Raw genomic sequence first — 14,089 nt, 5'->3', positions numbered from 1 at the left:
GACTAATAAATAAAATAGCGCAAAAGCACAGTATCCCATAAATGCCCTGATAACTGACAGAATTTCATCTAGGCACAGGTATGCAATAACGCGGAATTAAAGATAACCTTCAATACCGTGCTTCACTTAGTTCTATCAAGACGTTTATCTACTATTAAACACTTATAACCTGCCTGCTGCATTGAAGCCGATAGCAATGATCGGCTCAACGTTGTGTGTCTTAACCAGCGTTAAGCAGACTACTTCACATGTTGCCAAACAGTAGGTGGAATTTTATCATAAAGTTTATTCATTGTGAGTTCAGCTAAGCGATGGTCTGCTGCTGAGTAAAACAATTCCAACTCATCATCTGAAAGTTCATACTTATTTTTTTCAATTACACGCTCCAACGTATCAATAGTCGTACATTTTCTTAAACGCATCAGGTAGTCAGTTTTTGTCATGGCAATTTTTCTTCTCAATATATAAATAATATAGGAAAACTATCCCTTAAGTTTTCATCAGGGTACAGATGTATTCCCCTGAGAAAAGTCTGAATAAACGCTCTTTGGTTTTTTGCCAGCGCCGCAATTCAGGATCATTGATTCCGTAGCTACTAAACAGAGTATATGTATCGTCTAAATATTCTTCCACTAACTCCGAAAGGTCACCGTCATCAGGGTATTTTATTTTAAAACTCATCACAAATGAAGCTATATGCTCGATCAAATCATTAAGTTGTAAGTTTACGGCAGAAGTTGGGTCATTTACCCAGCCGTGGTGACTATCACCAAGGGTAGCAATGCCTTCATCATACAAACTCTCACATAGAAACTTCAATTGGGCAATGTCATGCCGCTTAGGTGAGTACTCATCCATATCATCCCCTCCGTAAACGCTTAATTCGGTGTTGATAACACAATGTGAGTAGATCGGTAATCATATAAATGCAGAAGTTTATCGGTAAAGTAAATAAACTTGTCTTGCTATGAATATAAATCATTTCTCCGCTCACCGCGCAACTTTATTACTTAATCTTACAATTCGTCAGCGGTTGAAGGTCTGTCATTGTTAATTATATCAAAGATGATTTTTTGGGGATGTACAATAAATGTTACAGTACTTGTTACTGACTCTTCAGTGTTGATATCCAAACATGGGTTGAAGATATACCAACGATAACAGTAAGTCATTGAATAACAGTTATCTTTCAAAGCGAAAATATCAATAATTTCTAATGAACCAAGAGTGTACTGGGCATTTTCAGAATAATACGTTAACCCAGAAACTAAACTTTCTTCAATTTCACGAATATTATTTTTGATAACATTTTTGAGTAATGAAACCGGGTAACACTCTGAGGAGAAGTCCCCAGCTATTTCATTGTTCATTAATTGTTCGCTTATGGTGGCAAGATTAATTCATTAACGCCCTAGCATTGTTGCAAAAAATGCGATGACATTTATTCCTCAGTGACTATTGGTATGATTTGAATCAAAAAAATCAAATTTAACGAGGTTTATCAACTAAACCGGCGAGTTAACATGCCGTGAAGTTATTAAGACCGGTATCTTTCAATAACACTGTATGGCAATAAAATAACCATTATTAAATAGGATTTTTCATATTTAAGGCTATTACTTACGATTAATTCGGCTTACCTCTATTAATTTAGAATGCTATGCGGATTTGATCAAGAGGAGTGACCACCACATGACTTATTTTTTATTGTGTCATTCACTGTTTTGCGAGCATCACCGAATTGTGCTGGGGGAGAGTAGCAAGATTAGTCTCATTCTCACCAGTAAAGCGGGCGTAAAGATAGTTTCATTTACTGTAACTAATTATGTTAGCAGGGTTTGTTTTATCCATTGCGGCCACTTTTCTCTGCCTACAGTTTGTATTGTGTCGGGATCCCGTCATAGCTTGTTACCTTTGAAAAGGTTCAGGTCATGATGTGTTCTTGAATTCAAGAATATTATGTGATGTTATAAAGTATCAATAAATCCACCTATTCTTCTCTAACATGAACAGATTCTGTGCTCGGTTTGCTCCACGTCCACACTGGACGTTGTTTTCTCTCTCCTCATTGCAGCGTGTTGCCGGTGTCGCCTTACTTTGCGCGTTGCTGTGGTGCGCCATTTATTGGGCGAATATATTGCCATGATAAATTTGAGAAACACTGAGATTGGCTATGGCAGTCATGCTCTGATACCGCCGATTGACGGCCATTTTGAGGCCGGTTCTCTGACTGCAATTATCGGAGCAAATGGGGCCGGTAAATCCACATTACTCAAAACATTAGCGGGTTTACAGCCCACCGTGGCTGGGCATATCAGCTTTACTGCTGGCAGCGCCCCGCAGATGGCCTATTTACCTCAACAGACTGAGTTAGATAGTCAGTTTCCTATTGTCGTGCAAGATGTTGTGGCCATGGGGTGCTGGCCACAGAGTGGATTGCTCGGTGGAATTAATCATCAATCACGGCAACGAATCAAACAGGCATTAACTACAGTCGGTATGCTGGATATGGCCCGCCGACCTGTCGGCGAGCTTTCTGGTGGGCAGTTGCAGCGGGTGCTTTTTGCTCGCCTTTTAGTACAGCAAGCCCCACTGATTTTGCTGGATGAGCCATTTACCGGCATCGACAGCCAAACAGTGGGATTATTACTTGAGGTTATTCATCAGCTGCATAATGAAGGCGGAACCATCATTGCCGTCTTACACGACCTGTCGATGGTGGCAGCGCATTTCCCGCACACATTGTGGCTAACACCTCAGGGCCATTGCTGGCAGCCCTCAGAGCAGGTGTTAGCGCAGTGGCATCACTCTCATCACTCATCTTGCCCACTCTCCTCACCAGCCGCGCAGCCCGGCTCACTGAGGGCCGTTAACTCGTGATATTGCTTCATTTACTGACTGACCCTTTCCTTGATTTTGGTTTTATGCGGCGGGCATTAGTGGCCTGTTTGGCTCTATCACTCAGTTCAGCGCCACTGGGCGTTTTTTTGTTATTACGACGAATGAGCCTGGTGGGGGATGCGCTGTCACATGCGGTATTACCCGGAGCCGCCATCGGATATTTGATTTCAGGTATGTCACTGATTGCGATGGGCGTCGGTGGTTTTATTGCCGGGCTTGCGGTTGCCATGATGTCGGGGTGGGTGAGCCGGCGCACCCTCTTAAAAGAAGATGCCAGCTTCGCGGGTTTCTATCTGAGCTCTTTGGCCTTGGGGGTCACCCTGGTCTCTTTGCGCGGTTCCAGTATGGACCTGCTCCATGTGTTATTTGGTTCTATTTTAGCGGTTGATACTCATGCCATGACCATGGTGGGGGTTATTACCACACTCTCCATGTTGGCATTGGCGGCCATTTATCGCGCACTGGTGGTCGAGTCATTTGATCCAGTTTTTCTCCGGGTCAGCATGGGGCGCTGGTTGATGGTGGTTCATGCACTGTTTCTGTCATTGGTGGTGCTTAATCTGGTGGCTGGGTTTCAGATCTTGGGCACATTGATGTCGGTCGGGTTAATGATGTTGCCCGCGGCCAGTGCGCGCTTTTGGGCCAAAAACTTGCCGCAGACAGTGGGCATCGCCGTCGGCGTAGGCATGCTCGCCAGTATCGTCGGGTTACTGTGGTCTTATTACGCCTCATTACCTGCCGGGCCGGCCATTGTCTTGAGCGCCAGTCTGATTTTCTTCGCCTCTATCTTATTTGGGACGCGTGGTGGTGTATTAGTGGCCGCGCGCCGTTGAGAAGTACCTGTCATAAAAGGAGAGTTAAATGAAGTATTTACCTATTAGTTTGGCGGTGGCTGCCCTACTGTCAAGCCCACTGGCGATGGCAAAAACAGTTGAGGTTGTTGCCAGTTTTTCCATTCTCGGTGATATCGTCCAGCAGGTTGGGGGCGAGCATGTCAACGTGGTGACCTTGGTGGGCCCAAATGGTGATCCCCACAGTTTTGAGCCGACACCCAAAAATAGCAAGCAACTGTCCAACGCTGATGTGGTGTTTATCAGTGGATTAGGATTAGAGGGCTGGCTGGAGCGGCTGATTACGGCCTCTGGCTATAAGGGGCAAGTGGTGGTGGCCTCTACCGGCGTCGATAGCCGCAAGATGGATGAAGAGGGGGAAATGGTCACTGACCCCCATGCATGGAACAGTATGGCGAATGGTATTAAATATGCTAATAACGTGATGAATGCGTTGATTGTTGCAGACCCGCAAGATGCCGCTTATTTTCGCCAACGCGGGGGCGAATACATTCAGCAGCTGGAAAAACTGGATGCTTACGCCAAAGCACAATTTGCCAAGGTGCCTGCCGCACAGCGAAAAGTTCTGACGAGCCATGATGCCTTTGGCTACTTTAGCCAGGAATATGGGGTTAACTTCCTGTCACCGGTCGGGTTCTCTACCGAGTCTGAAGCCAGTGCCAGTGGGGTTGCTGCGCTGATTAATCAAATCAAGCAAGAGAAAATAAAAACCTATTTCATCGAAAATCAGACGGATCCCCGGCTGGTCAAACAGATTGCGGCGGCCAGTGGCGCGCAAGCGGGCGGAGAGCTGTATCCGGAAGCACTATCTGCTGCTGATGGCCCGGCCGCGACCTATGCACAAGCTTTTAAACACAATGTGGATACCCTGGTGAACAGCATGAAGTAGTCAAATAATTTAGCCTCGGCGGGACGTCTGGGGCTAATTTCTCACACTTTTATGACAAATAATAAAGCCCCGTTGGGCCGCAACGGGGCTTTTTAATGATAGATAATCAACTCAATATCAACGTTTCTTATGTGTTCCTCCCTGAACGGCTTTAAAACGTGGATTACTTTTGCAAATGACATACACCCGCCCACGGCGACGGACGATTTTGCAATCGGGATGGCGGTTTTTGGCCGATCGTAATGAACTCAATACTTGCATAATCAACTCTCAGAATTAGCTGGCTTTTTTGGTCAGGAAGCTGCCGAAGCGCTGATGGAAACGCGCGGCGCTGCCCGCTTTTGAAAACTCTTTCTGTTTACCGGTGTAATACGGATGCGAAGCAGAAGAAATATCCAATGTGACATAAGGATAGGTCTGCCCATCGCGTTCAATCGTGCGCTCAGTAGCAATGGTTGAACCCACGATGAAATAGGTGTTTGCGCTGGTATCGTGAAAAACCACGGTCCGATAGTTAGGATGGATGGCGGGTTTCATATAGAACTCCATTTGTTATGTTATATTATAACAATAATTATGCTCCATTCATTTTTCAGTTTCAAGTCCGAATAAAAAAAAACCGCAAATCGACATTTGCGGACTTTTGACGGTGGCGGCTGTTGTTACCGTATTTGGGATATATTTCAAATACTCTGAATATATTCCATTAGTGACTGTGCTCAGTGAGCTGTCGCCAGAAAGAGTGGCCATTTTGCGGGGCTGGCGCGGCGAAAAACTCACAGACGGTTGCGCCAACATCAGACATTGTTTGTCGGGTGCCCAGGCGAATGCTGTTGGGTTGAAAATCAGTAACTCCGGCCTGATAGACCAGCAAGGGAACTTGCTCGCGCGTGTGCTTGCTGTGGCCGATAGTCGGGTCATTGCCGTGATCTGCCATTATTACCAAGCAGTCCCCGGTTGCCATGGCCGCCGTCATTTTACCCAACATATTATCGACCAATTGCAGGCGCTCGGCATAGCGCGCGACATCCTGACCATGGCCGGCCAAATCAGTTTCTTGAATATTCGTACAGATGAATGCACTGCCTGCGCGTTGTATTTCTGCCAATGTGATATCCAGAATAGCCTGGGAATCGACCAGTTGTTGATAATTTCGCCCGGCAGGGTTGGCAACAATATCAGCAACTTTACCCACCAGCACTGTGGGAATGTTGACTTTGTCGAGCTGCTGCGCAACCTGAACATTAGCGTCCACACCATAACCCAGATGAATAACCTGGAAACCCTTATCGTAAACACCGGATTTCGGGCTGTTAATACCAATGTAATGTTGTTGCTTAACTTCGGCTGCGCCGATGATTGCATGACTATGGCTCAGTTGCCCGCCGTAGGCGATAACACGGTTTACTTCCACACAACCGCGCACAATTCGGCCGATCTTTTCGACTTGCGCAAAATTAATTTCACTTAAATTGGCACAAATATTAAATACTTGGCCCAAGTCTGCTTCAAGATTATCGCCAATTGCGACGCAGTTATTGACCCAGAGAAATTGCAAATTACTGCTATCATCAGGCGCACTGCGCTCTTCAACTTGATAACTTTGCTGGCGTAAGGCATTAGCCACGCGCGTTTTTACGGTGGAAAATGGCATGCTGAGGGGCGCGCGGGGCAGGGTGCCCATAATTTCCTGATGGCCCATGAAAGTATCGCCGCCCTCATGTTGCAGCAGCGCCACACCAAAGCTGGCTTGAGGGCTGTCTTGCATTACGCTGTCATGGAAATCAGGAGAACCAAGATGCAACGCATTGAGTAACCCCAGTTTTTCCAGATTGGCTAAACGCAATTTGGGGTAAGTTTGCAAAATATGCGCGCAGGTATTTGCCCCGACATCCTGTGGGCGAACATCAGAAACATCAGGCATGGCACCTACGCCAAAACTGTCAATGACCAGTACGATGAACTTACTCATAACCCCTCCTGTGCGGCGGTCGCTGGAATGGTATTTCCCTGACTATCATAAATTCCGAGTAGTATGGGCTGGCCTGATTGGATCCCGGCGACCAGGGCCACATCACTGCGGGTGGCAAAAATTTGAGTGCGAAAGCACATGATGACCGGGCTGCCGACAGTAAAGGGCTCCGCCAGGCTCAAGGTATAGTCGATGCTGTCATTGGCGGGTTTCAGGACTTGGCTGGCATGCCAGTGCCGGTCATGCACCAGCGCATTGCGCAAATGACCACGCCGGTAGTATCCCCCGCCGTAGCAATGACTGTTACCTTGGTGGCAATGTGAAATCTCAGTCAGATAAAGCATGGCGATTTGTTCTGGCTGGTTACCCTGCTGGTTGGAAGGCATTGTTCCGGTCAATGAATGGCCCGGCTCAGCATGAGTTACCCCCCATTTAGCCAGTTGCGGTAAGCTTTCAACACTGGTCGCGGAAGGGCCATTCACCTGCTCCACTTGGATGCCATGTTGCTCAAGAATACTTTTTGCCTCAATCAGGGTGTTGAGGTTCAGACTGGGTAATGTTTTGCCCTTTTCGGGATCAAAAAGCATGCAAGGGAAATGGGTGACTCCCACCAATCGCACGCCGCGAATTGCTTTTATTTCATTGATAACAATGGGTAATTCATCCAAAGAAAATCCAGCTTCTTGCCCTGGATAAACCAAGTCACCGGGGTGGCAGACTTTTAACAACAGCGCTTGCTCCTTGTTTTGGCGCGCGCAAGCTGCAGCAATTTCGCGTGCTTTGGCGACACTGTAGACCGTGATGACCTCGGGGTTATGGGAGACAACTTCATCCACCATCCCGCTTGGGATTTGTACTAAATGGCCAATGTGGGCCACTGGCAAATTATGTTGATAGAGTTGGCGTACCTCTTTGAAATCCACCGCCACAATACCTTGATAGCCACATTCCAGCAGGAGCTTGCACAGCAGGGGATTTCGGCCAAACTGCTTGCTGATGAAATAAAGAGTAATGCCACATTTTGTTGCGGTTTCTAGCAGTAAACTTGCATTTTGTCTGACCTGATCAACATCAATAATGTAGCTGTCAGGTTTAATCATCCCTTGTTGCCATAACGAAAGTGCCGCTTCTATGAGCGCTGGATTCTGTTTTTGTAATGCTTTGAGTAGCATATTCTATCCCTAATATCCTCGTCATATTTCAAGCTGGATATGCGTTTATCGCCTTCCTGGCACTCGAATTATTGAGAGTAAAATGATATTTATTTTTCATTTTTTTGAATATTTAGTGAGTGCTAAAATGACGAGCACTGCATTTACTGGGCCAGATACAGGCCATATAAGTTTACTAATAAATATCCTAATTCGTGGTCTGGGACTTCAAAGGCAAACAGTGAGAGCAGGTCGCTATTGATTTCTCTGACATTGACAAAAACTGCAGTGGCTTCAATCTCTTTTAATATTTCATCATCAATAGGCAAAATAACCTGCCCTTGACTCGCCCGCATCAGCGCATTCGCCATGTGAGTAATCAGTATTTCTCCTTGCGGATGGCGAATAGATAATTGCCAGTATTGTTCCAGGCGCGTGAGGACATTAAGCATCCCGAAGTAGACTGTGGAATCAATAAGCTGAGCGTCATATAAGATTTTTAATCTCGTTTCCATTCGCCATTATCTTCATTTTTATGAATATTTAATCATAGTAATTTATCGCTTGGCTGCAAATGTGCAAAAGGTTATTTGGTATATTGATCACAATATAATTACTCGGACGAAATTGGCTGCTTTAGGACGTTGATAATGGCTTATTTTCGGCTGGGATGAGGTGGCTGCGATTGACCAGAGGTAAAGAAAAAGGCCGCATTTGCGGCCTTTTAAATATGACTTCATGAATTGCCCAGTTGGCTTACTTCACCTTGTGGTCAACAGCATGAGCATGTTCTACATCTTCACTTTTCCGGCTAAAGCGGCGGCGAACCACCACGAAGAATACCGGAACAAAGAAAATGGCCAAGACAGTAGCGGTTATCATACCGCCCATAACCCCGGTACCAACCGCATTCTGCGCACCAGAACCGGCACCGTTACTGATAACCAAAGGCATAACACCTAGGATAAAGGCCAGTGAGGTCATCAAAATTGGCCGCAGACGCATACGCACCGCTTCCAATGTTGATTCAACCAAGCCTTTCCCTTCTTTGTCCATCAGCTCCTTGGCGAATTCAACAATCAAGATGGCGTTCTTGGCCGATAGCCCGATGGTGGTCAATAAGCCAACCTGGAAGTAAACGTCATTTTCCAACCCACGCAGGGTGGTGGCCAGTAGTGCACCGACCACACCGAGCGGTACCACCAACATAACTGAGAATGGAATTGACCAGCTTTCATATAACGCAGCTAGACACAAGAAGACCACTATCAGTGAGATGGCATACAGGGCCGGAGCTTGGTTACCCGACAGACGTTCCTGATAAGACATACCCGTCCAGTCATAGCCAATACCGCTAGGTAACTTAGCCGCTAACTCTTGCATCAGGTCCATGGCTTCACCGGTACTTTTACCCGGTGCAGCTTGCCCCAGAATTTCCATGGATGGCAGGCCGTTATAACGCTCTAATCGCGGTGAGCCATATTCCCATTTCGCACTGGAGAAGGTGGCAAATGACACCATCTGGCCAGAACTGTTGCGGACATACCATTTATCGATATCACCCGGCAACATACGGAATGGTGCATCAGCCTGCACATAAACTTTCTTCACCCGACCGCGGTCGATAAAGTCGTTTACATAGCTGCCGCCCATTGCGGAGCCCAAGGTCGTATTGATATCAGAAATAGCCACCCCAAGCGCCTGTGCTTTTTCCTGATCCACTTCGACTTTGAACTGAGGTGTATCTTCCAGCCCGTTAGGCCGCATGCCCACTAACATATCTGGATGCTGTGCCGCCATACCCAGCAGTTGGTTACGAGCTTCCGTTAACTTCTGATGCCCCAAGTTACCTTGGTCAATTAACTCGAAGTCGAAACCGGTAGCGGTACCCAATTCCACAATCGCTGGCAGGTTAAAGGCGAAGACTAAACCGTCTTTAATTTTTGAGAAAGCCGCAGAAGCACGGCCAACAATGGCTGGAACTTTGTTTTGATCGCCCGGGCGCTCATCCCAATTTTTCAGACTAACGAATGCCAGACCGGTGTTCTGACCTTGACCACTGAAACCGAAGCCGTTAACAGTAAATACTGAATTAACCACGTCTTTTTCTTTGGTAAGGTAATAATCAGTCACCTGATTCAGCACATTCTGGGTACGTTCTTGGGTTGCACCCGCCGGCATTTGTACCATGGTCAGGAACACGCCCTGATCTTCTTCGGGCAAGAATGAAGAGGGCAGCCGTATGAACAGCAAGCCCATCACAACCACCAGTGCCAGATAGATAACCAAATAACGCCCGGTGCTACGCAGGATGTTGGCAACACTGTCGGTATAGTGGTGGGTACTTTTGTCGAACATGCGGTTAAACCAACCGAAGAAGCCGGTTTTCGGGCCATGTTCGCCTTTGGCGATAGGTTTGAGCATGGTGGCGCACAGTGCTGGTGTCAGAATTAACGCCACCAGAACCGACAGCACCATGGCTGAAACGATAGTCACTGAGAACTGACGATAAATTGCCCCGGTCGCGCCGCCGAAGAAGGCCATCGGGATAAATACCGCAGAAAGTACCAGCGCAATCCCCACCAAGGCACCCTGGATTTGCTCCATGGATTTCTTGGTGGCTTCTTTCGGTGGTAGCCCTTCCTCTTGCATCACACGTTCGACGTTCTCTACCACCACGATGGCATCATCTACCAATAGCCCGATCGCCAACACCATCCCGAACATCGTCAGCGTGTTTATCGAATAGCCTAAGGCGGAGAGAATGGCAAAGGTTCCCAACAATACGACCGGTACCGCAATCGTTGGAATCAACGTTGCGCGGAAGTTTTGCAAGAACAGATACATGACGATGAACACCAGGATAATAGCTTCTACCAGCGTCTTAACCACCTCGTTAATAGAGATTTTAACGAACGGTGTGGTGTCGTACGGGTAAACCACTTTCAAACCTGCCGGGAAGAAAGGCTGTAATTTTGCCAATTCCGCTTTTACTGCCGCAGAGGTGTTCAGGGCGTTAGCCCCTGTTGCCAGCTTAATACCGATACCTGCCGCTGGCTTACCGTTATAACGGGCAATGATGTTATAGCTTTCAGCACCCAGTTGAACGATAGCAACGTCTTTCAGACGAACCTGAGAGCCATCAGTATTCACTTTCAGCATGATCTGGCTGAACTCTTCTGCATTGGTCAAACGCGTTTGAGCAATAATGGAGGAGTTCAATTCTTGACCCGGTACTGGTGGCGTACCGCCTAATTGACCTGCGGCAACTTGGTTGTTTTGTACTTTAATCGCGTTGATAACATCAACAGGCGTCAAACCGAAGTTATTCAGTTTGTGCGGATCCATCCAAATACGCATCGCATATTGGGAACCAAATAGCTGAACGTCACCCACCCCAGCGGTACGGCTGATAGGGTCTTTGACGTTAGAACCTACATAGTCCGCGATATCTTCCTGTTGCATGGTGCCATCTTCAGAAATGAAGCCGGCAACCATTAAGAAGCTACTACTGGACTTTTCAACACTCACACCTTGCTGCTGAACTTCTTGCGGCAGCAATGGCATGGCTAATTGCAGTTTGTTCTGCACCTGAACCTGGGCAATATCGGGGTCAGTGCCTGAGTTAAAGGTCAACGTCAACTGAACGTTACCGGAGGAGTCACTGCTGGAAGACATATACAACAGGTTATCGATACCGTTCATGTTCTGTTCGATAACCTGCGTAACTGTATTCTGCACAGTCGTCGCATCGGCGCCAGGATAGTTGGCGGAGATTGTAATTGCCGGTGGCGCAATGGTCGGATATTGCGCGACAGGTAATTTCATTATCGCAAGGCCACCCGCCAACATAATTATGATGGCGATAACCCAGGCGAAAATAGGTCGATCTATAAAGAACTTAGCCATGAATTACCGGCTCCTTTTAAGACTTCTTCGCTGTGTCAGCCGGGGCTGTTTTTTGTTCTGTATCAGTAACTTCTTGCACTTTCACCTGCACGCCCGGTCTGATTTTCTGTAAACCGGAAACAATCAGACGATCGCCTGCTTTCAAGCCGTCAGTCACCAACCATTTATTACCAATAGCTTGATTTGCGACCAGTGTACGCAGCTCAACTTTGTCATCCGCTCCGACGACCATCGCGGTGGCTTCACCACGAGGATTGCGCGTCACACCTTGTTGAGGCACTAACAGTGCATCAGGGCGGACACCTTCATCCAGACGGGCGCGGACGAACATCCCTGGCAACAATGCTTCATTCGGGTTAGGGAAGATAGCGCGGATAGTGATGGAGCCGGTGGTTTCGTCCACCGTCACACCAGAGAATTCCAAGCTACCGGTTTCGGCATACTCAGTGCCGTTTTCCAGCAACAAGCGCACTTTAGCTTTACCGTCTTCTTGTTTGAGCGTGCCATCAGCCAGCTCTTTTTTCAGGCGCAGGAACTCATCACTTGACTGAGTGACATCAACATACATCGGGTTAAGCTGCTGAACAGTGGTTAGCGCAGTTGCCTGGCCACTGGTCACCAATGCACCTTCAGTCACTGAAGATTTACCTGTGCGGCCACTGATTGGCGAGGTGACCTGAGTATAAGCTAAGTTAATACGAGCAGTTTCTACCGCTGCTTTTGCGGCTAAAACAGCAGCATTGGCTTGCATCGAATCAGACACCGCTTGGTCATACTCTTGCTTACTGATGTAGTTGGTACCCAGCAATGGTTTGTAGCGATTAACCGTCAGACGAGCGATTTCAGCTGCAGCTTGGGCCTTAGCTAAATCACCTTTTGCGCTGTCATAAGCGGCCTGATAAGTCGCAGGATCAATTTGATAAAGTGATGTTCCGGCAGTGACGTCGCTGCCTTCAACATAATTACGTTTAAGGATAATACCGCTAACCTGCGGACGAACTTCTGCAACACGGAATGCGGACGTGCGGCCAGGCAATTCGGTTGTGATATTCAGTGGCGCTGCTTTCAACGTCACAATGCCGACTTCAGGTGCCTGTTGAGCATGGGCTTGCGCCGCATCTTTGTCATTACATCCTATAAGTACTAAGCTGCCTGAAAGTACCAGAATTGCAGCCAGAGGCATTACCCCTCTGTTTTTGCTCATAGATAAACCTCAAGTGTCCGATTTTTAATTTAATTCAATGGATCACAAGCTTTAAAACCCATTGCTGCGTAAATTATATGTGCGTGCTATGGTACATACATTCGTGAATGTATGTAAATCGCACCCCCTCGAAAAAACAACGCTATGGCACGAAAAACCAAACAGCAAGCCGAAGAGACCCGGCAACAAATTCTAGATGCCGCTGTGCGGGAATTTTCTGCGCACGGTGTTTCCGGCACCTCACTGACTGATATTGCTGTCGCCGCCGGCGTGACCCGAGGCGCAATTTACTGGCACTTCAAGAATAAGGTAGACCTGTTTAACGAAGTTTGGGAGTTATCAGAGTCCAAAGTTGATCAGCTCGAATTAGAGTATCAGGCAAAATATCCTGATAATCCACTCCGTATTCTGCGTGAAATACTCATTTATGTTCTTGTTTCTACACGTGAGGATTGCCGACGCCGCGCATTGATGGAGATTGTATTCCATAAATGTGAATTTGTCGGAGAAATGACCCCCTTCCATGATGCACGCAAAGTTCTTGATTTAGCTAGTTATGAGCGAATTGAAACGGTTTTGCAAGGCTGTATTGATGCCAATCAACTGCCCACCAATCTTGATACTCGCCGAGCTGCGATTATCATGAGAGCCTATATTACAGGTTTGATGGAAAACTGGCTTTTTATGCCAGAAAGTTTTGATATAAAACAAGAGGCACCAGTATTAATTGATGCCTATCTGGATATGCTAGGCCACAGCCCTTGCTTGCTAAAAGAGACTATTAACGAGATATCGGACTAACTGTAGAGGTTTATATGAGTAATGAAACGAGTTCACTGGTCATCATTGCCAATGGTGCTGCGTATGGTCAGGAATCTTTATTTAATGCGCTACGTTTAGCCATTGCATTAAAAGAACAGCAGGCTTATCTCGATTTACGTCTATTTTTAATGTCTGATGCCGTTATTGCCGGTCTTAATGGGCAGCAACCGCGCGAAGGCTACAATTTGCAACAAATGTTGGAAATCCTTACAGCACAAAATGTTCCGGTTAAACTCTGTAAAACCTGTGCAGATGCGCGCGGTATTAGCGGGTTAGCCTTAGTTGATGGGGTGGAAATCGGTACTTTGGGCGAACTGGCTCAATGGACGCTAGCCGCCGAGAAAGTTCTGACGTTTTGAGTTGTGAAGGAAATACGCCTATTGGTGGCTC

At 47.0% G+C, this 14,089-nt stretch carries 15 protein-coding genes; 5 read left to right on the top strand and 10 right to left on the bottom strand.

Features of this window, described 5'->3' with window-relative positions; all coding sequences use genetic code 11:
• Window positions 1-239: 239 nt before the first annotated feature.
• From ymoA to D5F51_RS13615, 3 genes are all read right to left on the bottom strand, one after another.
• Window positions 240-443, bottom strand: coding sequence for an expression modulating protein YmoA (ymoA, locus tag D5F51_RS13625; RefSeq protein WP_002208622.1), 204 nt, complete (start codon window positions 441-443; stop codon window positions 240-242).
• 46 nt (window positions 444-489) lie between these two features.
• Window positions 490-858 (bottom strand): Hha toxicity modulator TomB, encoded by a 369-nt coding sequence (tomB, locus tag D5F51_RS13620; protein ID WP_025377437.1) that lies wholly within the window; start codon window positions 856-858, stop codon window positions 490-492.
• A 158-nt stretch (window positions 859-1,016) separates the two neighbouring features.
• The gene (locus tag D5F51_RS13615) at window positions 1,017-1,370 is read right to left on the bottom strand and encodes a hypothetical protein (protein ID WP_129197324.1); all 354 of its coding nucleotides are present in this window, start codon (window positions 1,368-1,370) and stop codon (window positions 1,017-1,019) included.
• Window positions 1,371-2,142: 772 nt separating this feature from the next.
• Here D5F51_RS13615 and D5F51_RS13610 point away from each other — a divergent pair.
• From D5F51_RS13610 to D5F51_RS13600, 3 genes are read left to right on the top strand one after another with little or no spacing between them, the layout of a single operon-like run.
• Window positions 2,143-2,880, top strand: a complete 738-nt coding sequence (locus D5F51_RS13610) for a metal ABC transporter ATP-binding protein (RefSeq protein WP_129197321.1) — start codon at window positions 2,143-2,145, stop codon at window positions 2,878-2,880.
• A complete protein-coding gene (locus tag D5F51_RS13605) occupies window positions 2,877-3,734 on the top strand; it encodes a metal ABC transporter permease (protein WP_129197319.1) in 858 nt (285 codons plus the stop codon). The genes D5F51_RS13610 and D5F51_RS13605 overlap by 4 nt, the downstream gene beginning before the upstream one ends.
• A 28-nt stretch (window positions 3,735-3,762) precedes the next feature.
• On the top strand, window positions 3,763-4,641 hold the full coding sequence (locus D5F51_RS13600; protein WP_087769094.1) for a metal ABC transporter substrate-binding protein: 879 nt from the start codon (window positions 3,763-3,765) through the stop codon (window positions 4,639-4,641).
• Window positions 4,642-4,758: 117 nt separating this feature from the next.
• Here the strand turns inward: D5F51_RS13600 and ykgO are convergent, their stop codons facing one another.
• The 7 genes from ykgO to acrA form a co-directional block, all read right to left on the bottom strand.
• Window positions 4,759-4,902 (bottom strand): type B 50S ribosomal protein L36, encoded by a 144-nt coding sequence (gene ykgO, locus D5F51_RS13595; protein ID WP_002208618.1) that lies wholly within the window; start codon window positions 4,900-4,902, stop codon window positions 4,759-4,761.
• Between the two features lie 15 nt (window positions 4,903-4,917).
• Window positions 4,918-5,178, bottom strand: coding sequence for a type B 50S ribosomal protein L31 (locus tag D5F51_RS13590; RefSeq protein ID WP_025377443.1), 261 nt, complete (start codon window positions 5,176-5,178; stop codon window positions 4,918-4,920).
• A 169-nt stretch (window positions 5,179-5,347) separates the two neighbouring features.
• Window positions 5,348-6,613 carry a phosphopentomutase gene (locus D5F51_RS13585; RefSeq protein WP_129197317.1) on the bottom strand — a complete coding sequence of 422 codons (1,266 nt, stop codon included), beginning with the start codon at window positions 6,611-6,613 and terminating at the stop codon, window positions 5,348-5,350.
• Window positions 6,610-7,785, bottom strand: a complete 1,176-nt coding sequence (locus tag D5F51_RS13580) for a YhfX family PLP-dependent enzyme (protein WP_129197315.1) — start codon at window positions 7,783-7,785, stop codon at window positions 6,610-6,612. The genes D5F51_RS13585 and D5F51_RS13580 overlap by 4 nt, the downstream gene beginning before the upstream one ends.
• 143 nt (window positions 7,786-7,928) lie before the next feature.
• Window positions 7,929-8,279, bottom strand: a complete 351-nt coding sequence (locus tag D5F51_RS13575) for a PRD domain-containing protein (protein ID WP_129197313.1) — start codon at window positions 8,277-8,279, stop codon at window positions 7,929-7,931.
• Window positions 8,280-8,520: 241 nt separating this feature from the next.
• Window positions 8,521-11,673: an efflux RND transporter permease AcrB gene (acrB, locus tag D5F51_RS13570; RefSeq protein WP_025377447.1), complete on the bottom strand. Its 3,153-nt coding sequence runs from the start codon at window positions 11,671-11,673 to the stop codon at window positions 8,521-8,523.
• A 16-nt stretch (window positions 11,674-11,689) separates the two neighbouring features.
• Entirely contained in the window at window positions 11,690-12,877 is a 1,188-nt protein-coding gene (acrA, locus tag D5F51_RS13565) for an efflux RND transporter adaptor subunit AcrA (RefSeq protein WP_129197311.1), read from the bottom strand.
• A gap of 144 nt (window positions 12,878-13,021) precedes the next feature.
• On the opposite strand from acrA, the gene acrR reads away from it, so the two are divergent.
• Complete coding sequence (gene acrR / locus D5F51_RS13560; RefSeq protein WP_025377449.1) at window positions 13,022-13,678, top strand: multidrug efflux transporter transcriptional repressor AcrR; 657 nt, start codon at window positions 13,022-13,024, stop codon at window positions 13,676-13,678.
• Between the two features lie 14 nt (window positions 13,679-13,692).
• A complete protein-coding gene (locus D5F51_RS13555) occupies window positions 13,693-14,058 on the top strand; it encodes a DsrE/DsrF/TusD sulfur relay family protein (protein ID WP_025377450.1) in 366 nt (121 codons plus the stop codon).
• The last annotated feature ends 31 nt before the right edge of the window (window positions 14,059-14,089 follow it).

The sequence above is a fragment of the Yersinia hibernica genome, assembly GCF_004124235.1.
Classification (GTDB): domain Bacteria; phylum Pseudomonadota; class Gammaproteobacteria; order Enterobacterales; family Enterobacteriaceae; genus Yersinia; species Yersinia hibernica.
The sequence above is the reverse complement of the archived record's forward strand: the minus strand, read 5'-3'. Positions and strand labels throughout refer to the sequence as shown.

What these genes read in the sequence shown, in the direction of transcription:
- D5F51_RS13610 (WP_129197321.1), top strand. Translation starts at nt 2,143, where the DNA reads ATGATAAATTTGAGAAACACTGAGATTGGCTATGGCAGTCATGCTCTG.
- acrR (WP_025377449.1), top strand. Translation starts at nt 13,022, where the DNA reads ATGGCACGAAAAACCAAACAGCAAGCCGAAGAGACCCGGCAACAAATT.
- D5F51_RS13555 (WP_025377450.1), top strand. Translation starts at nt 13,693, where the DNA reads ATGAGTAATGAAACGAGTTCACTGGTCATCATTGCCAATGGTGCTGCG.
- tomB (WP_025377437.1), bottom strand. Translation starts at nt 858, where the DNA reads ATGGATGAGTACTCACCTAAGCGGCATGACATTGCCCAATTGAAGTTT.
- ymoA (WP_002208622.1), bottom strand. Translation starts at nt 443, where the DNA reads ATGACAAAAACTGACTACCTGATGCGTTTAAGAAAATGTACGACTATT.
- ykgO (WP_002208618.1), bottom strand. Translation starts at nt 4,902, where the DNA reads ATGCAAGTATTGAGTTCATTACGATCGGCCAAAAACCGCCATCCCGAT.
- acrA (WP_129197311.1), bottom strand. Translation starts at nt 12,877, where the DNA reads ATGAGCAAAAACAGAGGGGTAATGCCTCTGGCTGCAATTCTGGTACTT.
- D5F51_RS13575 (WP_129197313.1), bottom strand. Translation starts at nt 8,279, where the DNA reads ATGGAAACGAGATTAAAAATCTTATATGACGCTCAGCTTATTGATTCC.
- D5F51_RS13600 (WP_087769094.1), top strand. Translation starts at nt 3,763, where the DNA reads ATGAAGTATTTACCTATTAGTTTGGCGGTGGCTGCCCTACTGTCAAGC.
- D5F51_RS13590 (WP_025377443.1), bottom strand. Translation starts at nt 5,178, where the DNA reads ATGAAACCCGCCATCCATCCTAACTATCGGACCGTGGTTTTTCACGAT.
- D5F51_RS13580 (WP_129197315.1), bottom strand. Translation starts at nt 7,785, where the DNA reads ATGCTACTCAAAGCATTACAAAAACAGAATCCAGCGCTCATAGAAGCG.
- D5F51_RS13615 (WP_129197324.1), bottom strand. Translation starts at nt 1,370, where the DNA reads ATGAACAATGAAATAGCTGGGGACTTCTCCTCAGAGTGTTACCCGGTT.
- acrB (WP_025377447.1), bottom strand. Translation starts at nt 11,673, where the DNA reads ATGGCTAAGTTCTTTATAGATCGACCTATTTTCGCCTGGGTTATCGCC.
- D5F51_RS13585 (WP_129197317.1), bottom strand. Translation starts at nt 6,613, where the DNA reads ATGAGTAAGTTCATCGTACTGGTCATTGACAGTTTTGGCGTAGGTGCC.